Annotated in this window: 17 protein-coding genes; 14 read left to right on the top strand and 3 right to left on the bottom strand. The window is 71.0% G+C overall.

Features of this window, described 5'->3' with window-relative positions; genetic code table 11:
- Positions 1-64 precede the first annotated feature (64 nt).
- The 4 genes from ACZ562_RS07480 to ACZ562_RS07465 are packed head-to-tail and all read left to right on the top strand — an operon-like array spanning position 65 to position 4,802.
- The gene (locus ACZ562_RS07480; RefSeq protein ID WP_471174908.1) at positions 65-1,411 is read left to right on the top strand and encodes a DUF6716 putative glycosyltransferase; all 1,347 of its coding nucleotides are present in this window, start codon (positions 65-67) and stop codon (positions 1,409-1,411) included.
- A 32-nt stretch (positions 1,412-1,443) separates the two neighbouring features.
- Entirely contained in the window at positions 1,444-2,724 is a 1,281-nt protein-coding gene (locus ACZ562_RS07475; protein ID WP_471174906.1) for a cytidylyltransferase domain-containing protein, read from the top strand.
- A gap of 13 nt (positions 2,725-2,737) precedes the next feature.
- Positions 2,738-3,676: an N-acetylneuraminate synthase family protein gene (locus ACZ562_RS07470; protein WP_471174904.1), complete on the top strand. Its 939-nt coding sequence runs from the start codon at positions 2,738-2,740 to the stop codon at positions 3,674-3,676.
- A 55-nt stretch (positions 3,677-3,731) separates the two neighbouring features.
- On the top strand, positions 3,732-4,802 hold the full coding sequence (locus tag ACZ562_RS07465; RefSeq protein WP_471174902.1) for a hypothetical protein: 1,071 nt from the start codon (positions 3,732-3,734) through the stop codon (positions 4,800-4,802).
- 7 nt (positions 4,803-4,809) lie between these two features.
- Here ACZ562_RS07465 and ACZ562_RS07460 read toward each other — a convergent pair whose 3' ends face one another.
- Entirely contained in the window at positions 4,810-5,436 is a 627-nt protein-coding gene (locus tag ACZ562_RS07460) for a class I SAM-dependent DNA methyltransferase (protein ID WP_471175658.1), read from the bottom strand.
- A 425-nt stretch (positions 5,437-5,861) separates the two neighbouring features.
- Between ACZ562_RS07460 and ACZ562_RS07455 the strand changes: the two genes are divergently transcribed.
- From ACZ562_RS07455 to ACZ562_RS07415, 9 genes are all read left to right on the top strand, one after another.
- The gene (locus tag ACZ562_RS07455; protein WP_471175656.1) at positions 5,862-7,082 is read left to right on the top strand and encodes a M20 family metallopeptidase; all 1,221 of its coding nucleotides are present in this window, start codon (positions 5,862-5,864) and stop codon (positions 7,080-7,082) included.
- 422 nt (positions 7,083-7,504) lie between these two features.
- Positions 7,505-8,551 (top strand): BMP family lipoprotein, encoded by a 1,047-nt coding sequence (locus ACZ562_RS07450; RefSeq protein ID WP_471174900.1) that lies wholly within the window; start codon positions 7,505-7,507, stop codon positions 8,549-8,551.
- Between the two features lie 294 nt (positions 8,552-8,845).
- The gene (locus tag ACZ562_RS07445; protein WP_471174898.1) at positions 8,846-9,892 is read left to right on the top strand and encodes a BMP family lipoprotein; all 1,047 of its coding nucleotides are present in this window, start codon (positions 8,846-8,848) and stop codon (positions 9,890-9,892) included.
- Between the two features lie 248 nt (positions 9,893-10,140).
- Positions 10,141-11,721, top strand: coding sequence for an ABC transporter ATP-binding protein (locus ACZ562_RS07440; protein ID WP_471174896.1), 1,581 nt, complete (start codon positions 10,141-10,143; stop codon positions 11,719-11,721).
- Positions 11,721-12,848, top strand: coding sequence for an ABC transporter permease (locus tag ACZ562_RS07435; protein ID WP_471174894.1), 1,128 nt, complete (start codon positions 11,721-11,723; stop codon positions 12,846-12,848). Before ACZ562_RS07440 ends, ACZ562_RS07435 begins: the two co-directional genes overlap by 1 nt.
- Complete coding sequence (locus tag ACZ562_RS07430) at positions 12,845-14,110, top strand: ABC transporter permease (RefSeq protein ID WP_471174892.1); 1,266 nt, start codon at positions 12,845-12,847, stop codon at positions 14,108-14,110. Before ACZ562_RS07435 ends, ACZ562_RS07430 begins: the two co-directional genes overlap by 4 nt.
- A complete protein-coding gene (locus tag ACZ562_RS07425; protein WP_471174891.1) occupies positions 14,107-14,508 on the top strand; it encodes a cytidine deaminase in 402 nt (133 codons plus the stop codon). Before ACZ562_RS07430 ends, ACZ562_RS07425 begins: the two co-directional genes overlap by 4 nt.
- Positions 14,509-14,579: 71 nt before the next feature.
- The gene (locus tag ACZ562_RS07420; RefSeq protein WP_471174890.1) at positions 14,580-15,863 is read left to right on the top strand and encodes a thymidine phosphorylase; all 1,284 of its coding nucleotides are present in this window, start codon (positions 14,580-14,582) and stop codon (positions 15,861-15,863) included.
- Positions 15,864-15,951: 88 nt separating this feature from the next.
- On the top strand, positions 15,952-16,338 hold the full coding sequence (locus tag ACZ562_RS07415) for an STAS domain-containing protein (RefSeq protein WP_471174888.1): 387 nt from the start codon (positions 15,952-15,954) through the stop codon (positions 16,336-16,338).
- Here ACZ562_RS07415 and ACZ562_RS07410 read toward each other — a convergent pair.
- Together ACZ562_RS07410 and ACZ562_RS07405 are read right to left on the bottom strand one after the other, a co-directional pair.
- Positions 16,222-17,235 (bottom strand): sigma-70 family RNA polymerase sigma factor, encoded by a 1,014-nt coding sequence (locus tag ACZ562_RS07410; protein ID WP_471174886.1) that lies wholly within the window; start codon positions 17,233-17,235, stop codon positions 16,222-16,224. The genes ACZ562_RS07415 and ACZ562_RS07410 overlap by 117 nt on opposite strands.
- Before the next feature lie 135 nt (positions 17,236-17,370).
- Complete coding sequence (locus tag ACZ562_RS07405; RefSeq protein ID WP_471174884.1) at positions 17,371-18,639, bottom strand: MFS transporter; 1,269 nt, start codon at positions 18,637-18,639, stop codon at positions 17,371-17,373.
- Between the two features lie 63 nt (positions 18,640-18,702).
- Between ACZ562_RS07405 and ACZ562_RS07400 the strand changes: the two genes are divergently transcribed.
- Positions 18,703-19,656: a LysR family transcriptional regulator gene (locus ACZ562_RS07400; RefSeq protein ID WP_471174882.1), complete on the top strand. Its 954-nt coding sequence runs from the start codon at positions 18,703-18,705 to the stop codon at positions 19,654-19,656.
- The last annotated feature ends 360 nt before the right edge of the window (positions 19,657-20,016 follow it).

The raw sequence follows: 20,016 nt of genomic DNA, 5'->3' as shown, positions 1-20,016 counted from the left end.
TTGTTAACTTTTCGTTGATTCACGGTTGGGCCATACCTAGGAATTGCTTCCTAGCGTCATCGACGTGCCGCCAAGTACAGAGAACTCCCCGCGAATCGCCGTCCTCGCGGACTCCGACACCCGCTGGAAATGGGGTGCGCTGACCGCGGACCGCATCGCTCCGGTCCCGTCCATGGAAGCCGGACCGCGCCACGACGCGCAACCCGGCCCCGCCCTGAGCGGATTCCTGCTGCGCGGCCGGGCCACGCCCACGGCCCGCCAGCTGGCGGAGGTGGGCGTACGCGCCGACTCCCTGCGCGAGGTCACGGCCGTCGAGTTCCTGCGCGCCATGGCCGAGGAGTCGTACGACATCGTCGTGCTCGCCCTCGTCGGCGGCGGCGTGCAGGCGATGCTGCACGGCCTCAAGCGGGTCTGGGAGGGCCGGGCGAAGCGGCCCGTCGTCGTCACAGGCTACGTCGGCGTCGTCTACGAGAAGCTCGCCGACGGCCTGCTGCTGCGGCACGGCGCGGACCTCGTCCTCGCCAACTCCCGTCAGGACGCGGACCGTTTCCGCGCGGTGTACGACGGTGTCGGCGCCGACTCCTCGGCGGTCACCGAGGTGGCGCTGCCGTTCCTGGGCGGAGCCGCCCACACGGGGGAACACGACCCCTACACGGTCGTGTTCGCCGCCCAGCCGTCCGTGCCGGACAGCCGCAAGGACCGTACGTACCTGCTGAACCGGCTCGTCCAGCACGCGCGGCTGCACCCCGACCGGGAGGTGCAGCTCAAGCTGCGCTCCAAGCCCGGCGAACACACCACGCACATCGAGGAGCTGCCCTACCAGAAGCTGGCGCAGAGGCTCGACCTGCCGCCCAACTTCCGCCTGGTGTACGGGCACATGGGCGAGGTCCTGGACCGGACCGACCTTCTGGTGACGGTCAGCTCCACGGCCGCCCTGGAGGCGCTGCACCGCCGTGTCCCGACGGTGGTGCTGACGGACCTCGGAGTGCGCGAGGTGCTCGGCAACCACCACTTCGTCGGCTCCGGCTGCCTCGCCTCCTGGGACCAGCTTGACGCCGGACACCGGCCGGCGCCCGACGAGGAGTGGGTGGCCCGCCAGGGAGTCGCCGCGGACGGTTCGTACGCCACGGCCTTCGACACCGCCCGCAAGCGGATCGCCAGGCTCCTGGACCGGCCCGGCGGCCTGCCGCCCCTGGTCCCCTACTACACACCGGCGTCCGCGCCCGGCTATCTGCCGGGGATCCTCGCCCGCCACCACCTCGGCCCGGACGGCACACCGCTGCCGGGCGCCCCCGCCGCCGGCAAGGAGCCGGGACCGGTGCGGCAGATCGTGCGCCGTGCGGCGCGGGGTGCCTACCGGCACGGGGTGCAGCGTGTCGCGCCCGTCATCCGGCGGATGGGGGAGCTGTGAGCCGCCCGATTCCACGTCAAGGAGCAGAACCCATGTCCAACCCGGAAGCGGGTCGGGGCACTTCGGTGCGCCGGGTGCTCGCGGTGATTCCCGCGCGCGGCGGTTCCAAGGGCGTGCCCGCGAAGAACCTCGCCCCCGTCGGCGGAGTGCCGCTGGTGGCCCGCGCCGTGCGCGAGTGCCGGGCCACCCGGCTGGTGACGGACGTCGTCGTGTCCACCGACGACCAGGCCATCGCGGCGGCCGCGCGTGCGGCGGGCGCCGAGGTGGTGCTGCGGCCGGCCGCCATCGCCGGGGACACGGCGACCTCGGAGGCCGCCGTCCTGCACGCGATGGAGGCACACGAGGCCCTGCACGGGGCGGCCGTCGACGTGGTCCTGCTGGTCCAGTGCACCAGCCCGTTCATCGTCCGGGAGGACGTGGAAGCGGTCGCCGCCGCCGTCGTCGGGAACGGTGCCGACACCGCGGTGACCGTGGCGCCGTTCCACGGGTTCATCTGGCGCGACGGCACGGACGAGGTGAACTCCGAGGAGAACAGCGGCGGTCACGGCGTCAACCACGACAAGTCCTTCCGCCCCCGCCGCCAGGACCGTCCCCAGGACCTGCTGGAGACCGGCGCCGCCTACGCGATGGACGCGGCCGGCTTCCGCGAGCACCGCCACCGCTTCTTCGGCCGCACCGAGCTCGTGCGCACCGACCCGTCCCGCGTGCTGGAGATCGACGACCCGCACGACCTGGCGCGGGCACGGGCCCTCGCCCCCCTCCTGGACGCGGACCTCCCCCACTCTCGCCTTCGCCGGAGCGGGGGGACCCCCATCGGTTCGCTGCCGGCCGCCGAGGACATCGACGCGGTGGTACTGGACTTCGACGGCACCCAGACCGACGACCGGGTGCTGATCGACGCCGATGGAAAGGAGTTCGTCTCCGTGCACCGCGGAGACGGCCTCGGCATCGCGGCCCTGCGCGAGAGCGGCCTGAAGATGCTGATCCTTTCCACGGAGCAGAACCCGGTCGTCGCCGCCCGCGCCCGGAAGCTCAAGATCCCGGTCCTGCACGGCATCGACCGGAAGGACCTCGCGCTGAAGCAGTGGTGCGAGGAGCAGGGCATCGCGCCCGAGCGCGTGCTCTACGTCGGCAACGACGTCAACGACCTCCCGTGCTTCGCCCTCGCCGGCTGGCCCGTGGCGGTCGCGAGCGCCCACGACGTCGTACGCGGCGCCGCACGCGCGGTCACCACCGTCCCCGGTGGCGACGGCGCGATCCGGGAGATCGCCGGCTGGATCCTCGGCCCCTCCCTCGATTCCCTCCCCAGTTAAGGAAAGTTCTGCCATGAGCACCGACTCCCGTCTGCGCACGTTCGGTTCGAAGACCGCCGGCCCCGGGCAGCCCGTCTACATCACCGGCGAGATCGGCATCAACCACAACGGCGAGCTGGAGAACGCCTTCAAGCTCATCGACGTGGCCGCCGAAGCCGGCTGCGACGCCGTCAAGTTCCAGAAGCGCACGCCCGAGATCTGCACGCCGCGCGACCAGTGGGACATCGAGCGCGACACCCCCTGGGGCCGGATGACGTACATCGACTACCGCCACCGCGTGGAGTTCGGCGAGGACGAGTACCGCCGGATCGACGAGTACTGCAAGGAGAAGGGCATCGACTGGTTCGCGTCCCCGTGGGACACCGAGGCCGTCGCCTTCCTGGAGAAGTTCGACCTCCCGGCCCACAAGGTCGCGTCCGCGTCCCTCACCGACGACGAGCTGCTGCGCGCCCTGCGCTCGACCGGCCGCACGGTCGTCCTCTCCACCGGCATGTCCACCCCGAAGCAGATCCGCCACGCCGTCGAGGTCCTCGGCAGCGACAACATCCTGCTCTGCCACGCCACGTCGACGTACCCGGCCAAGGCGGAGGAGCTGAACCTCCGCGTCATCAACACCCTCCAGGCCGAGTACCCGAACGTTCCGATCGGCTACTCCGGCCACGAGACCGGCCTGCAGACCACGCTCGCCGCGGTCGCCCTCGGCGCCGCCTTCGTCGAGCGCCACATCACCCTCGACCGTGCCATGTGGGGCTCGGACCAGGCCGCCTCCGTCGAGCCGCAGGGCCTGACACGCCTCGTCCGGGACATCCGCACCATCGAGGCCTCGCTCGGCGACGGCGTGAAGAAGGTCTACGAGTCCGAGCTCGGCCCGATGAAGAAGCTGCGCCGCGTCTCCGGTGTCGTCGCCGAGGCGGAGATCGCGGCGGCGGCGGGCGAGCCGGTCGCGGTCTGAGGTTGAACCCCTTACGGGACGGTCATACGTCGAATCACGGGACGGTCATACGTCGATGAGCCCCCGCGCCGGGTCCGCCGGCCCCCACACTCTCGCCTTCGTCGAGAGTCCGGTACAGCTGCTGAACGTGCTGGAGTGGGCGCATGCCCGCGAGCACGCGCTCGGCGCGGGGCTCACCCTCGTGGTCCTGTCCCCGATCGACCCCATGACCCGCGGCCAGCTGCGCCGCATGGCCGAGCTGGCCCGCGAGGAGGACCACGAGGTCCGCTGGGAGGAGGCGCGGGGCGGCCCGGCCGCCCCGTTCCAGACGATCGGGGGCCTGGCGGGGATGCTCCGCCGGGCGGACCGCATCGTCCTCGGGGACCCGTTCTCGCGCTACGTGCAGCTGCTGCTGACGATCACCCGCGCCCGCGACCTGGTCGTCGTCGACGACGGCACGGCGACGATGGAGTTCGTCGCCCAGCTCGCCCGCGGGGAACGGCTCGTGCGGTGGCACCGCAAGGGCGGCCGCAGAGGCGCGCGGGACCTGGTCTTCGCGCCGGTGTCGGCCTCGGCCCGGCGCCGGCTGACGCCGGGCGACAAGCGGCGGGTGGAGATCTTCTCCGCCATGCCGATGGAGGAGACCCCGGCAGGCGTGACGGTGACGGCGAACGCCTTCGCCTGGACCCGCTCCCGCTTCGGCCCGCCCCGGATCACCAAGGGCGCCGACATGGTCGGTACGTCACTGGTGGAGACGGGCGTCGTCGACGGCGACCGGTATCTGGAGGCCGTCCAGGCCCTGGCCAAGGCGCACGGGACGACCCGTTACTTCGCTCACCGGCGCGAGAGCACGGAGAAACTCCACCGGCTGGCGGTGCAGACCGGCCTGGAGATCGTCCGCCCCGAGCTCCCGCTGGAACTGATCGCCCGCCGGGGCCCCATCGGCCGCACGATCCTCAGCTTCCCGTCGACCGTGGTCCACACCCTGCCGCTGGCCCTGGCGGGCACGGAGGTCCGGGTCGCTGTGTGCGACATCGACCCCGCCTGGCTCACGGAGAACGCGTCACCGAGAGCGCAGGGGTTCCTCTCCGGCGTCACGGGGACGGCCCGGGACGTGCACCGGCTGTCGGCGGTGAGCGCGGTCTAGGCCGTCGTCATGCCTGGTGTGGCGTGCGGGTCTGCTCGGGCTTGCGGGCCAGGAGAAAGGCGCGGGGGCGCTTCGCGTCCCTGGGGGGCTCCAGCAGGACCCGGGCCTGGAGGCACAGGCCCGCCTCCGTGAGGTGCGCGGCCACCGTGTCCGGCGTGCGCCAGTAGTAGTCGAGCGAGATCTCGTGGCCGAAGCGCTCCGTGAGCCGCATCCGGTCGTCCTCCTCGCCGGACTGGAACGCGAGCAGGACGTGCCCGCCGGGCACCAGCACGCGGTGGAACCCGGCGAACGTCGCCGGCAGGTGGTCGTCCGGGACGTGGATGATCGAGTAGAGGGCGATGATGCCGCCCAGGGTCTGGTCCGGGAGGTCCAGGGACGTCATCGAACCGACGTGGAAGCGGAGCCCGGGGTGCGTCCGGCGGGCCAGGGCCACCATCCGGGGTGAGACGTCGACCCCGAAGACCGGGACGCCGAGCGAGTGGAGTCTCGCGGTGACGTGGCCGGGACCGCTGCCGACGTCTGCCACCGGAGCGGTGCCGGCGGCCCGCACCAGCTCGGCGAACCCGGTGACCAGCGCGCGGTCCATGGGCCTGTCGCCCAGACCGTCGGGGAAGGCCTCCGCGTAGGCGGCCATCGCGTCGTACGAGGCGCGGGTGGTTTGGACGAAGTCCGGGGTCTCGGTTTCGGCGCTCACGGTGGGGCACCCTATCGGGGGTGATTCAACCCGTGAGAAGCATCACGACCGGGGTCGCCGAGCCAGGCCCGCCCACCAGGCCGAATTCCGTCTGCGTCCTGGGAATCCGCTCCTCGCCGGTCCGTCACGGTGCCTTCGCCGCGTGGTCCCGACAGGTGAACAGATCACCCTGGTTCGTGCGGGGCGTGGTATGCGTGGAGGTGTGGATGGGTGGCAGCTCGGCCGGAAGTCCGGCGAGTGTACCCATCCCGACCGAATCCCAAGCGTCGGGCGGGCAGATATTCTTCCCCAACGGGCTGATCTTTTGTTGATCGTGGGTCAGCAGGCCATCCCGGCGTCCTACCCTTCAGAGGGTGAAGCAACTGATGTCCCAAGCGTCCGAGGTCGATCTTCCGGGGGAAGCGCTGCTTCCCGGCACGCTGAGCGACGAGCTGCGTGCCGAACTCGTCGCGTTCCGGCGTGACTTGCACATGCACCCCGAGCTCGGCAACCAGGAGTTCCGCACCACCGCGGCGATCAAGGCGAGGCTCGAGAAGGCCGGGCTGCGCCCCCGCGTGCTCGCGGTCGGGACCGGGCTCATCTGTGACATCGGCGACTGGGACGGGGGGCGGCCGATGCTCGCCCTGCGCGCCGACATCGACGGCCTGCCCATTCCGGACACGAAGAGCGAGTGCCCGTACCGGTCGACCGTGCCGGACCGGGCGCACGCCTGCGGGCACGACGTGCACACGACCGTGGTGCTCGGCGCCGGCCTCGTGCTCGCGGAGCTGCACAAGCAGGGGCTGCTGCCCCGGCCCGTGCGGCTGCTGTTCCAGCCCGCGGAGGAGGTGCTGCCCGGGGGCGCCGCCGACGCCATCGACTGCGGGGTGCTCGAAGGCGTGGGGCGCATCATCGGCGTGCACTGCGATCCCCGGGTGGACGCGGGGCGGATCGGGCTGCGGGCAGGTGCGATCACCTCCGCGTGCGACCGGCTAGAGGTCGCCCTGGACGGGCCCGGCGGGCACACCGCGCGGCCCCACCTCACCACCGACCTCGTGACCGCCGCCGCGCGGGTCGTCACCGACGTGCCCGCGGTCGTCGCCCGCCGCGTCGACACCCGTGCGGGACTGGCCGTGACCTGGGGACGCATCGAGTCCGGGCACGCGCCGAACGTGATTCCGCAGCACGCCGAGCTGTCCGGCACCGTGCGGTGCCTGGACATCGACGCATGGCGGCAGGCGCCCGACATCGTGGTCGCGGCCATCGACGAGATCGCCAACCTGCACCGGGCCAAGTCGGAGATCAACTATGTGCGCGGAGTGCCGCCCGTGGTCAACGACCAGATCGTGACCGAGCTGCTGCGTGAAGCCATGGCCGTCCGGCGCGGCCCCGACGCCGTGGAGGGCACCGAGCAGAGCCTCGGCGGCGAGGACTTCTCCTGGTACCTCCAGCACGTGCCCGGCGCCATGGCCCGGCTCGGCGTGCGCACGCCCGGTGAGCGGACGGTGCGCGACCTGCACCAGGGAGACTTCGACGCCGACGAGTCGGCGATCACGGTGGGCGTGGAACTCTTCACGGCGGCCGCACTGATCGACGGCGGCCTGTAGGGCCCCTGCGGCGGATCATGCCGAAGCCGCGAGGCTCGGCACGCGCATCCGCCGCGTACTCGTCGGTCCACCCCCCCGCCCGGCCCCGGCACTGCTCCGACCTGCTCCGCAGGACAGCCCCGGCACGCGGCGCGGCTCCGCTCCGGTTGCGAGCGGGGCGGGGCCGAGGGAGTCTGGGCGCGTGGCGTCCGACAGCTGCGCCATCACGCTGGAGGCACCCCAGACATACGGATAGTTGTGGGACCGGCGGGCGCGGTGCCCCAAGCACACCTTTCGGTCCGGTGGTTCACAAGGGTGTAACCGGCCATCGGCACGAATGGATAACGGCAACGCGAAACCCCGTTCCCAGGAGTGTCTACGCGCGTTAATCTGCGCCGAACCGAGCACCCACCTGCGGGGCTTTGGAGAATGGGGAACTTCAGATGCGTCGGATATCCAAACTGACCCGCGTCGCGGTGGGGGTCGCGTCGCTCGCGCTCGCCGCAACGGCCTGTGGCGGTACCAGCGGTGACAGCGGCGACAGCGGCACCAAGCAGGATCTTGGTCTCGCCATCGCCTACGACGTCGGCGGCAAGGGCGACCAGTCCTTCAACGACGCCGCGTACTCCGGTCTGCAGAAGGCCCAGAAGGAGTTCGGCTACAAGACGGCCGACATCGAGCCCACCGAGGGCGAGACCGACGCCGACAAGGAGCAGCGCCTGGTCTCCCTCGCCAAGCAGGGCTACAACCCGGTCATCGGCGTCGGCTTCGCCTACGGCCCCGCGATGGAGGCCGCGGCCAAGAAGTACCCGAAGACCACCTTCGGCATCGTCGACTCCGTGGTCGAGGGCGACAACGTGGCGTCCCTCGTCTTCGCCGAGCAGGAGGCCTCGTACCTCGCCGGCGTCGCCGCCGCCAAGGCCACCAAGTCCAACACCGTCGGCTTCGTGGGCGGTGTCGACGTCCCCCTGATCCACAAGTTCGAGGCCGGCTACAAGCAGGGCGTCCAGGACACCAACCCGAAGGTCAAGGTCATCTCGCAGTACCTGACCCAGACGGCCGAGGAGGGTGGCTTCTCCAGCCCGGACAAGGGCAAGGCCGCCGCCGAGGGCCAGATCGAGAAGGGCGCGGACGTCATCTACGCGGCCGCCGGCCTGTCCGGTCAGGGTGTGATCGAGGCCGCCGCCAAGGCGAAGATCTGGGCGATCGGCGTCGACTCCGACCAGTACAAGCAGGCAGCCCTCGCGTCGTACAAGAACTACATCCTGACCTCCGCCCTGAAGGACGTCGGCGGTGCGGTGTACGCCCTGTCCAAGTCCGTCAAGGACGGCAAGCCGCTGACCGGCGTCCAGACCTTCGACCTGAAGGTGAACGGCGTCGGCCTGGCCGAGAGCAACCCCCAGTTCGCGAAGATCGCGGGCCTCTCCGCTGCCGTGGCCAAGGCCAAGGAAGGCATCAACGACGGCACCATCAAGGTCAAGACCGAGTAGGAGCAGGGACGGCCGAAGCCTGTTCCACCTGAACGGGCGAACGCGGCGAATCCATAGGAAGCGGGCGGGCGCCCCGAGTGCCCGCCCGCTTCGGCGTTCCGGCCGGAGGTCACCCACCGCCACGCCTCCTCCGCGGCCGGCAAGCCTGTGATCACGGAGGCGAACAGCCTTGGCCACGGGCGGATAACGAGGTGGACAGAAGGGGTTTTCAGGCGGGTCTACGCGCGTTACTCTGCGGCGAAGCCAGCGCCGATGCTGAACTGTCAGGCGCTGTTACGACAGGAGCACCACACCATGCGCCGGATTTCCCGGATCACGGTCGCAGGCGCAGCGACCGCCTCTCTGGCCCTCGCGCTCTCCGCCTGCGGCGGCACCTCGACCTCCAGCTCGTCGGAGTCGAAGGGCGACAAGGGTCTCGCCATCGCGTACGACGTCGGCGGCAAGGGCGACCAGTCCTTCAACGACGCCGCGTTCGCGGGCCTGGAGCAGGCGAAGAAGGAGTTCGGCTACGACACGGCCGACATCGAGCCCACCGAGGGTGAGACGGACGCCGACAAGGAGCAGCGCCTGGCCTCCCTGGCCAAGCAGGGCTTCAACCCGGTGATCGGCGTCGGCTACGCCTACGCGCCGGCCGTCAAGGCCGCCGCGGAGAAGTACCCGGACACCACCTTCGGCATCGTGGACGACTCCACGATCAACGCGAAGAACGTGGCCGACCTGGTCTTCTCCGAGGAGCAGGCCTCGTACCTGGCCGGTGTCGCCGCCGCCAAGAGCACCAAGAGCAACGTCGTCGGCTTCGTCGGCGGTGTGGACATCCCGCTGATCCACAAGTTCCAGGCGGGCTTCGAGCAGGGCGTCAAGGACACCGACCCGAAGGTCAGGGTGCTCTCGCAGTACCTGACGCAGACGGCGGAGGAGGGCGGCTTCTCCAGCCCCGACAAGGGCAAGACGGCCGCCGAGGGGCAGATAGAGAAGAAGGCCGACGTCGTCTACGCGGCGGCCGGTCTGTCCGGCCAGGGAGTGATCGAGGCCGCCGCCGCCGACAAGGTCTGGGCGATCGGCGTCGACTCCGACCAGTACCAGCAGGAAGCCCTTGCCAAGTGCAAGGACTCCATCCTGACCTCGGCGATGAAGGACGTCGCCAAGGCGGTCTACAACCTGGCGAAGTCGGTCAAGGGCGGCAAGCCCGGGACCGGTATCGTCAGGGGCGATCTGAAGACCGGCGAGGTCGGCCTGTCCAACTCCAACCCGAAGTTCGCGGACAACGCCGAGCTCCAGGAAGCCATCGACACGGCCAAGGAGAAGATCATCAGCGGCGAGATCAAGGTCCAGTCGAGCTGAGCAGCAGGGGGTGTCGCATGGATCAGGCGGGCCCTGACCGGCACCCTCTACACCCTGAGCAGCGTGTAACCGCGGGGTTGCGTCCGCTCAACGGGGTACGGGGAGGGTCTCCCTGCACCCCGTTGTCCCGGTGCGCCGCCCGTTTCGAGCCATAGGGGCGCTACGCGCGTAGACGACCCCCGTCCCCAGGAGAGTGCGCCATCAACGCGTCCAGCAGCCCTCCGGCCGGCGCGGCGGTCAACGGTCAAGTGACCGCCGTCGAACTCGCCGGAATCACCAAGCGTTTCCCGGGCGTCGTGGCCAACCACGACATCCATCTCACCGTCCGCAAGGGCACCGTCCATGCCCTCGTCGGCGAGAACGGCGCCGGCAAGTCGACGCTGATGAAGATCCTCTACGGCATGCAGAAGCCGGACGAGGGCACCATCGCGATCGACGGCGAGCAGGTCGCCTTCTCGTCGCCGGCGGACGCCATCGTCCGCGGCATCGGCATGGTGCACCAGCACTTCATGCTCGCCGACAACCTCACGGTGCTCGAGAACGTGGTGCTGGGCAGCGAGCAGCTGTACGGCATCGGCGCCAAGGCCCGCCGCAAGATCAAGGAGATCTCCGACCGGTACGGCCTCGGGGTGCGCCCCGACGTCCTGGTCGAGGAGCTCGGCGTCGCCGCCCGCCAGCGCGTGGAGATCCTCAAGGTCCTCTACCGCGGCGCCCGCACGCTGATCCTGGACGAGCCGACGGCCGTACTCGTGCCGCAGGAGGTGGACGCGCTCTTCGACAACCTGCGGGAACTCAAGTCCGAGGGTCTGTCGGTCATCTTCATCTCCCACAAGCTGGGCGAGGTCCTCTCGGTCGCCGACGAGATCACCGTCATCCGCCGCGGCACGACGGTCGGCACGGCCGTGCCCGCCGAGACCACCCCGCGCCAGCTCGCCGAGATGATGGTCGGCAGCGAACTGCCCACGCCCGAGACCGCCGGGTCCACGGTCACCGACCGCCCGGTCATCGCCGTCGAGAAGCTGCGTCTGCAGGCGCCGGGCGGCAAGGCCCTCCTCGACGACATCACCTTCACCATCCACGCGGGCGAGGTCCTGGGCATCGCCGGAGTCGAGGGCAACGGCCAGACCGAGCTGGTCGACGCGCTCATCGGTCTCAAGGCCGCCGACTCCGGCCGCATCGCGCTGGCCGACGAGGAGATCACCGGCTGGGCCACCCGCAGGCGCCGCGAGCAGGGCATCGGCTACATCCCCGAGGACCGCCACCGGCACGGCCTGCTCCTGGAGGCCCCCCTCTGGGAGAACCGCATCCTCGGCCACGTCACCGAGAAGCCCAACGCCAAGGGTGTGTGGCTGGACCCGAAGGCCGCCCAGGAGGACACACGCCGGATCGTCGAGGCGTACGACGTCCGCACCCCCGGCATCGACGTCACCGCCGCATCCCTGTCCGGCGGCAACCAGCAGAAGCTGATCGTCGGCCGGGAGATGAGCAGCAAGCCGCGCTTCCTCATCGCCGCCCACCCCACCCGCGGTGTGGACGTCGGCGCCCAGGCCGCCATCTGGGACCACATCCGCGACGCCCGCCGCGAGGGCCTGGCCGTGCTGCTGATCTCCGCCGACCTCGACGAGCTGATCGGCCTGTCCGACACCCTCCGCGTGATCTACAACGGCAAGCTGGTCGCCGACGCCGACCCGGCCACCATCACCCCGGAGGAGCTCGGCTCGGCCATGACGGGTGCCGTGACCGGGCACCTCGAACACGAAGAGACCCCCGAACAGACCCCTGAGTCTCCGGAAGGTGCCCCGGAGAGTCCGGAAGACGAGGCCCGCTGATGAAGAAGTTCGACAAGGAGCGCGTGCTCCTCGCGGTGGCCGGACCGGTCATCGCGCTCGCCGTGGCCTTCGTCCTGATCGCGATCGTGCTGATCGCGTCGGGCAAGAACCCGGTCGAGCCGTTCTCGCTGATGTTCGAGCAGGCCACGTTCTCCGACATCCAGGTCCTGATCATCAACCAGGCCTCGATGTACTACATCGCGGCGCTCGCGGTGGCCATCGGCTTCCGGATGAACCTGTTCAACATCGGCGTCGACGGCCAGTACCAGCTCGCCGCCATGATGGCCGCGATCGTCGGCGCCCACGCGAACCTGCCGGCGGCGCTCCAGGTCCCGCTGCTCATCCTCACCGCGGTGTGCACCGGCGCGTTGTGGTCCGGCATCGCCGGTGTCCTCAAGGTCACCCGCGGGGTCAGCGAGGTCGTCGCGACGATCATGCTCAACGCGATCGCGACCGCCGTCATCGCCTACCTGTGGCTGCCGGACGTCTTCGGCGTCAAGGTCGGCAACAACAACACCACCGGTGAGATGCACGAGTCCGGCTGGGTGCCCGGCATCGACCTGGGCGACTCCGGCGAGATCTACGGCCTGGTCTTCCTCGCCGTCCTGCTCGGCATCGGCTACTGGGTCGTCCTCAACCGCACCCGCTTCGGCTTCGACCTGCGCGCCTCCGGCGCCTCGGAGTCGGCCGCGGCGGCCAGCGGTGTCGACCCCAAGCGCATGGTGCTGACCGCCATGCTGCTCTCCGGTGCCATCGCCGGTCTCGCGGGTCTGCCGATCCTGCTCGGCGACACCCACACCTACAGCCTGAACTTCCCCACCGGCATCGGCTTCCTCGGCATCGGCATCGCGCTGCTCGGCCGCAACAGCCCGGTCGGCATCGCCTTCGCCGCCCTGCTGTGGGCCTGGCTCGACAAGGCCTCGCCCGAGCTGGACTTCCACGGCTACGACAAGGAGATCGCGGTCATCATGCAGGGCCTGATCGTGCTGTCCGTCGTCGTTTCCTACGAGGCCGTCCGCGAGTGGGGTCTGCGCCGCCAGCAGCGCCGGGTCGGCGCGGAGCTGGCCGCCGGCCGCGTCCTCGGTGCCACCACCGACAACACCGACAAGGAGGTGGCTGGCCGATGACCACCGCGACCGATGTCAACCAGCCCACGCTGCAGCCCACGGCGCCGACCGGCCGCCGTATGTCGTGGCCCGTCCTGCTCCTGGTCATCGCCGGTGCTCTGGCGCTGACCTCGATCGTCCGCATCATCACCGGTGCCGACGGCATCACCAACGTCAGCCAGATGTCGACCGCGCTCCAGCTCGCCGTCCCGATCGGCCTCGCCGGTCTCGGCGGCCTGTGGGCCGAGCGCGCGGGCGTCGTCAACATCGGCCTCGAGGGGATGATGATCCTCGGCACCTGGTTCGGCGCCTGGGCCGGATTCCAGTGGGGTCCGTGGACCGGTGTCCTGGTCGGCGTCGCCGGCGGCGCGATCGGCGGCCTGCTGCACGCGTTCGTCACCGTCACGTTCAACGTCAACCACATCGTCTCCGGCGTGGCCATCAACATCCTCGCCCTCGGCGCCACCCGCTACCTGGCACCCCTCGCCTTCGTGGGCCACCCGGGCGGCTCCGCCAAGCAGTCCCCGGCGGTGGAGTCCCTCGGCCACTTCACGGTGCCCGGACTCTCCGACGCGCTCCGGGACCTGAACGAGCAGGGCTGGTTCCTGATCTCGGACATCGCCGGTCTGCTCGGCGGTCTGGTCACCAACGTCTCCTGGCTGACCCTCATCGCCGTCGCGCTGGTCCCCGGCACCTGGTGGATCCTGTGGCGCACCGCGTTCGGCCTGCGCCTGCGCTCCTGCGGGGAGAACCCGGTCGCGGCCGAGTCGCTCGGTGTCAACGTCTACAAGTACAAGTACCTGGCCGTGATCATCTCCGGTGGTCTGGCCGGCCTCGGCGGCGTGTTCCTGTCCATCGTGGCCAACCCCTTCTACCTGGAAGGCCAGGTCAGCGGCCGCGGATACATCGGTCTCGCCGCGATGATCTTCGGCAACTGGATGCCGGGCGGACTCGCCATCGGCGCGGGCCTGTTCGGCTACACCGACAGCCTCAACCTGCGCGGCGGCTCCGAGAACGTCCACGCGCTGCTGCTGCTCGGTGCGCTCCTGCTGGTCATCGGCGCGATCTGGCTGGCGTTCCGGAAGAAGTACACCGCCTCCTCGATCACCCTGCTCATCGGCGCCCTGGTGTTCACCTGGTACGCGACCACCAACGAGGTCCCGAACCAGGTCGTCTCCGCCATGCCGTACGTCGTCACGCTCGTCGTCCTCGCTCTGTCGGCCCAGCGGCTGCGGATGCCGAAGGCGGACGGCCTGCCGTACAGGAAGGGACAAGGGAAGTGACGCCGGCCGCCGACGTCGACTGGGAGATGCTGCGTGCGGTGGCCCGGGACGCCATGTCCCGGGCGTACGCCCCCTACTCGGGCTACCCGGTCGGGGTCGCGGCCCTGGTCGACGACGGCCGCACGGTCTCCGGCTGCAACGTCGAGAACGCCTCGTACGGTCTCGGTCTGTGTGCCGAGTGCGGGCTGGTGTCGGAGCTGCGGAACACCGGCGGTGGCAGGCTGACGCACTTCACCTGCGTCGACGGCAACGGCGACATCCTCGTCCCGTGCGGGCGGTGCCGGCAGCTGCTGTTCGAGTTCGGCGGCCCCGGCCTGCTCCTGGAGACGCCGGTGGGAGTGCTGCCGCTGTCGGAGATGCTGCCGCAGGCCTTCGGGCCCGGGCATCTCACCAGGTAACTCCCGTGCGGCCCCGCTGATCCGACCGGCTCGGGGGGCCGCGCGGTTTCCGAATGTTGGGAAGGAAAGCCATGGCCATGGACGCCATCTCCGTCATCCGCACCAAGCGGGACCGCGGTGAGCTCAGCGACGATCAGATCGACTGGGTCATCGACGCGTACACCCGCGGGGAGGTCGCCGACTACCAGATGGCCGCGCTCAACATGGCGATCCTCCTCAACGGCATGAACCGCCGGGAGATCGCCCGCTGGACCGCGGCCATGATCGCCTCCGGCGAGCGGATGGACTTCTCGTCGCTGACCCGCCCGACGGCCGACAAGCACTCCACGGGCGGCGTCGGCGACAAGATCACCCTTCCGCTGGCACCCCTGGTGGCCGCATGCGGTGCCGCCGTGCCCCAGCTGTCCGGCCGCGGCCTCGGCCACACCGGCGGCACCCTGGACAAGCTGGAGTCCATCCCCGGCTGGCGCGCGCTGCTGTCCAACGAGGAGATGCTGCACGTCCTGGACACCGCCGGCGCGGTGATCTGCGCGGCGGGCGACGGCCTGGCCCCGGCGGACAAGAAGCTCTACGCACTCCGTGACGTGACCGGCACGGTCGAGGCGATCCCCCTGATCGCCTCCTCGATCATGTCGAAGAAGATCGCGGAGGGCACGGGCTCGCTGGTCCTGGACGTGAAGGTGGGCACGGGCGCCTTCATGAAGACCATCGAGGACGCACGTGAGCTGGCCTCCACCATGGTGGGCCTGGGCACGGACCACGGCGTGAAGACGGTCGCCCTGCTGACGGACATGTCGACGCCGCTGGGCCTCACCGCGGGCAACGCGCTCGAGGTCCGCGAGTCGGTGGAGGTCCTGGCGGGCGGCGGCCCCGCGGACGTCGTGGAGCTGACGATCGCGCTGGCCCGGGAAATGCTGGACGCGGCGGGCGTCAAGGACGCCGACCCGGCGAAGGCCCTGGCCGACGGCTCGGCGATGGACGTCTGGCGCCGCATGATCGCAGCCCAGGGCGGTGACCCGGACGCGCCTCTGACGACCGCGAAGGAACAGCACGTCGTCAAGGCCCCGTCGTCCGGTGTCCTGACCCGACTGGACGCCTACGACATCGGTATGGCCGCCTGGCGCCTGGGTGCGGGCCGCGCCCGCAAGGAGGACCCGGTGCAGGCGGGCGCGGGCGTCGAGCTCCACGCCAAGCCGGGCGACACGGTGACCGAGGGCCGGCCCCTGCTCACCCTCCACACGGACACCCCGGAGCGCTTCGAGTACGCCCTGCAGGCGGTCGAGGGCTCGTACGACATCGGGGCGGCGGGGACGGAGTTCACGGCGTCGCCTGTGGTGCTGGAACGTATCTCCTGACTACAGGCAACCCCCGGGGGAGGAAGGGGAGCCGGTCAACGTGATCCTTGCCGGGTCCGTCCCGTCGAGAGGCCGGGTCCGGCGCCCGATGAGTTGTGGGCGTTCGCCCGGTCTACCGGTCGTGGACGCCATGACACCCGCCGTGCTCGTACTGGTCGGCCCTGTCACCCGGGACGAGGTGACGGGGCTGAGCGACGACGTGCGGGCGCTGCTGGAGGCCACCGGTGCCGGGGTGGTGGTGTGCGACGTCGCCGGGCTCGGGCCGCCGGGGCTCGCTGCCGTCGACCTGCTGGCGCGGCTTCAGCTCGCCGCCCGGCGGGCCGGGGGACGGATACGGCTGTGCGACCCGGACCCCGGACTACCCGCCCTTCTCGACCTCGTCGGACTCCGCTTCGAGATGGAGGGGCAGGTCGAACAGCGGGAACCAGCGCTTGGTGTCGAGGAAGAAGTGGAACCCGGTGAGCCGGCCGTCTGAGATCTCCAGGACCTGCACCGCCCACGGGGTGAAGCCGCCCGCCTCCGGGTCCGGCTTGTACTGGGCGAACCCCGGCAGGCCGTTGACCTGCACCGGCAGCAGACGCGAGCCCTCGCAGGCGGCACCGAGCGTCGTCATGAAGCCGCTGATGTCCTCGTGGCCGGTCAGCCACAGGTCGAACGGCGGCATCGTCATGACCGCGTCCTCGTGCAGCAGGGCCGTCAGCGCGGTCATGTCGTAGCCCTCGAACGCCGCCACATAACGCTCGAGCAGCTTCTGCTGCTCCTCGTCGAGCGGGTCGGACACGGCCGCGTCGGCAGCCTTCTCGTCCCGCTCGGCGAGCGTCGCCCGGGCCCGCTGCAGGGCGCTGTTGACCGACGCGACGGAGGTGTCGAGCAGCTCGGCGACCTCACTCGCCTTCCAGGCCAGCACCTCGCGCAGGATCAGTACCGCCCGCTGTTTGGGCGGGAGCTGCTGCAGGGCGGCCATGAACGCGAGCCGCACGGACTCCTTGGCGATCGCCGCCTCCGCCGGGTCCTCGACCCTCGGCAGGACACGGGCATCCGGCATCGGCTCCAGCCAGGTGTCGTCCGGGCGCGGGGACAGGGCGGCCCGGGAGAGCGGCGTGGACTCCGAGAGATCCATGGGCCTGGCCCGTTTGCTGCCCGCCGTCAGCATGTCCAGGCAGACGTTGGTCGCGATGCGGTAGAGCCAGGAACGGAGGCTGGAGCGGCCCTCGAACCTGTCGTAGCTGCGCCAGGCGCGGACCATCGTGTCCTGCACCGCGTCCTCGGCCTCGAAGGAGGAGCCCAGCATGCGGTAGCAGTAGCCGGTCAGCTCGGTCCGGTACTGCTCCAGCCTGACGTCGAGGTCCGTCGTCGCCGTGCTGTCGGTCATGGTCCACCCACCCCTGTGGCCGTTCCTGTCGTGCGCGCCTTCGCGCCCCGCACTTGGAAGCTACCGCAGGGGACTGACAACGGCGCCTCGAGTGAGGGAAGCCGCAGGTCAGGTGGCTGTCGGCGGGCCCGGCGGCTACGCCGCCGCCAGTCGCCGCTCGACCCGTGCCGCACGCGACCCGAACACCGTGATCGTCACGACGCCCAGGACCGCCAGCACGCCGACACCGACCGTCCCGGCCCAGCCGCCCGCGTGGAAGGCCACCGCTCCGACCGTGCTGCCCGCGCTGGAGCCGATGTAGTACGCCGACTGGTACAGCGCCGACGCCTGGGCCCGGCCAAGTGTCGCCGCCTTGCTGACCGCCGAGGACGCCACCGCGTGGCCCGCGAAGAACCCGGCCGTGATCAGGACAAGGCCGAGGAGTACCGGTGCGAGCGAGTCCGCCAGGGACAGGAGCAGGCCCGTCGCCGTCGTACCGCCCGCGAGGTACAGGGACCCGCGGCGGCCCAGGCGGCCCACCAGCCGGCCCGCCGCCGACGCCGACACCGTACCGACCAGGTAGACGAGGAAGATCGAACCGATGACGCCCTGGGGCAGGCCGAAGGGAGCGTCGGTCAGGCGGTAGCCGATCACGGTGTAGACGCCGCCGAACACCGTCATGAACAGGGCGCCGATCGCGTACAGCCGGCGCAGCAGCGGGTCGGAGAGATGGTCGCGGACCGTGCGGACCAGGACGCGCGGGCGCAGGGAGCCCGGCGTGAAGTGCTTCGGTGCCGGCAACAGCACCCGGAACGCCACCGCGCACGCCACCGCGAGCGCGCCGACCACGCCGACCGCGATCCGCCAGCCCCACTCCTGCGCGACCCAGCCGGTGACGACCCGGCCGCTCATCCCTCCGACGCTGTTCCCGGCGACGAACAGGCCGATCGCCGTGATCAGGGCCCTGGGCCGGACCTCCTCCGCGAGATACGCGGTCGCCGACGCCGGCAGACCGGCCAGGGCCGCGCCCTGCAGTGCCCGCAGCGCGACCAGCGCGGTCAGCGAGGGGGCGAAGGGGACCAGGAGCCCCAGCGTCACCGCGGCCCCCAGGGACGCCGTCATGACCGTGCGCCGTCCGAACCGCTCCGACAGGGCGCTCATCGGCAGGACGAACAGCGCCAGTCCGCCCGTTGCCGCCGCCACCGTCCAGCTCGCCTCGCTCGCCGCCACGCCGAACTCGTCGGAGATCAGCGGGAGCAGGGCCTGGGTGGAGTAGAGGAGCGCGAAGGTCGCGACACCGGCGAGAAAGAGGGCGAAGCTCATCCGGCGGTAGCCGGGGCCGCCCGGGGCCAGACGGGAGTCGGTGACAGGGACGGTGGAGGCGGCGCCCACGACGGTGGACGCCCCGGTACTGGCGGGAGACATGCCTCGAAGCTACGTACGCCCTCGCTCATCCGTCCAATGCACGGATTCGTCATAATCGTTCCCATGGTGCATCAGCAGAGGTCACAGGATCACCTGTCACCGTTCAGTGACACAGAAGACATCGTTGCGCTACTGGTTCCCCGGCTCGCGTACTTCGCCGGGGTCGCCCGCACCGAGCACGTCACGCGTGCCGCGCGGGAGATGCAGGTCCCGCAGTCGACCCTGTCGCGGGCGATGGTCCGGCTCGAACAGGACCTGGGCGTCGACCTGTTCGCCCGCCGCGGCCGGACCGTCTCGCTCACGCCCGCGGGGCGCACCTTCCTCGCCTCCGTGGAACGTGCCCTCGCCGAGATCGAGCGGGCCGCCGACGAGGTGCGCGCCGACGCCGACCAGGCCACCGGAAAGGTCGCCTTCGGCTTCCTGCACACCATGGGCTGGGAGACGGTGCCCGGGCTCATCCGCGCCTTCCGCGCCGACCACCCGCGGGTCCGCTTCAGCCTCGTCCAGAACTACGGCGAGGCGATGATCGAGCGGCTCAGGGCAGGGGAGCTGGACCTCTGCCTCACCTCCCCCGTGCCGGACGCGCCGGACCTCGTCGGCCGCCGCCTCGACGAGCAGAAGCTGCGCCTGGTCGTCCCGGCCGACCACCGCCTCGCCGCCCGCCGACGCGTCCGGCTCGCCGAGGCCGCCGACGAGACGTTCGTGACCCTCGAACCCGGCTACGGCCTGCGCCGCATCACCGACGACCTGTGCAAGGAGGCCGGCTTCAAGCCCCGGATCGCCTTCGAGGGGGAGGAGGCCGAGACACTCCGCGGGCTGGTCGCCGCAGGGCTCGGCGTGGCCCTGCTGCCGCCGCCCACCGTGCCCCGCCCGGGGGTCGTCGAACTGACGGTCACCGCCCCGCGCGCCGTCCGCGAGATCGGCGTCGCCTGGCTCGACGGCCATCTGGACACCCCACCGGTGGCAGCCTTCAAGAAGTTCCTACTGGCCCAGCGGGGCCGCCTGCTCTCCGACTGACCCGCGCGACCGATCCCCCGCCGCGTCGACCGCCGACGCCTGCCGGGGCCTGCCGTGGATGTGACGTCCCATGGGCCTGCCGGTCCGCTGGCAGGCCCGCCGCGGCCGCCCCCTCGGCCTGGCCCTGCCGGCTGGGGCCTGCCGCATTGTGACGTCCCGCTGGGGTCCTGCCGATCCGCTGGTCCGCCCGCCCCGTCGGCTGGCACCGCCTCCCGGGGTCTGCCGCCCATGGCGGCGCCTGCTGGGGCCTCCCGGTCCGCCGGTAGGCCCGCCGCGGCCGCCCCCTCGGCCTGGCCCTGCCGGCTGGGGCCTGCCGCATTGTGACGTCCCGCTGGGGTCCTGCCGATCCGCTGGTCCGCC

It is taken from the genome of Streptomyces sp. NPDC040410, assembly GCF_055595715.1.
Note: the sequence above shows the minus strand (reverse complement) of the source record. Positions and strands in the feature narration are given on the sequence as shown.

What these genes read in the sequence shown, in the direction of transcription:
- ACZ562_RS07435 (WP_471174894.1), top strand. Translation starts at nt 11,721, where the DNA reads ATGAAGAAGTTCGACAAGGAGCGCGTGCTCCTCGCGGTGGCCGGACCG.
- ACZ562_RS07460 (WP_471175658.1), bottom strand. Translation starts at nt 5,436, where the DNA reads ATGGCCGCCTACGCGGAGGCCTTCCCCGACGGTCTGGGCGACAGGCCC.
- ACZ562_RS07450 (WP_471174900.1), top strand. Translation starts at nt 7,505, where the DNA reads ATGCGTCGGATATCCAAACTGACCCGCGTCGCGGTGGGGGTCGCGTCG.
- ACZ562_RS07430 (WP_471174892.1), top strand. Translation starts at nt 12,845, where the DNA reads ATGACCACCGCGACCGATGTCAACCAGCCCACGCTGCAGCCCACGGCG.
- ACZ562_RS07470 (WP_471174904.1), top strand. Translation starts at nt 2,738, where the DNA reads ATGAGCACCGACTCCCGTCTGCGCACGTTCGGTTCGAAGACCGCCGGC.
- ACZ562_RS07455 (WP_471175656.1), top strand. Translation starts at nt 5,862, where the DNA reads ATGTCCCAAGCGTCCGAGGTCGATCTTCCGGGGGAAGCGCTGCTTCCC.
- ACZ562_RS07410 (WP_471174886.1), bottom strand. Translation starts at nt 17,235, where the DNA reads ATGACCGACAGCACGGCGACGACGGACCTCGACGTCAGGCTGGAGCAG.
- ACZ562_RS07420 (WP_471174890.1), top strand. Translation starts at nt 14,580, where the DNA reads ATGGCCATGGACGCCATCTCCGTCATCCGCACCAAGCGGGACCGCGGT.
- ACZ562_RS07415 (WP_471174888.1), top strand. Translation starts at nt 15,952, where the DNA reads ATGAGTTGTGGGCGTTCGCCCGGTCTACCGGTCGTGGACGCCATGACA.
- ACZ562_RS07405 (WP_471174884.1), bottom strand. Translation starts at nt 18,639, where the DNA reads ATGTCTCCCGCCAGTACCGGGGCGTCCACCGTCGTGGGCGCCGCCTCC.
- ACZ562_RS07400 (WP_471174882.1), top strand. Translation starts at nt 18,703, where the DNA reads ATGGTGCATCAGCAGAGGTCACAGGATCACCTGTCACCGTTCAGTGAC.
- ACZ562_RS07475 (WP_471174906.1), top strand. Translation starts at nt 1,444, where the DNA reads ATGTCCAACCCGGAAGCGGGTCGGGGCACTTCGGTGCGCCGGGTGCTC.
- ACZ562_RS07445 (WP_471174898.1), top strand. Translation starts at nt 8,846, where the DNA reads ATGCGCCGGATTTCCCGGATCACGGTCGCAGGCGCAGCGACCGCCTCT.
- ACZ562_RS07465 (WP_471174902.1), top strand. Translation starts at nt 3,732, where the DNA reads ATGAGCCCCCGCGCCGGGTCCGCCGGCCCCCACACTCTCGCCTTCGTC.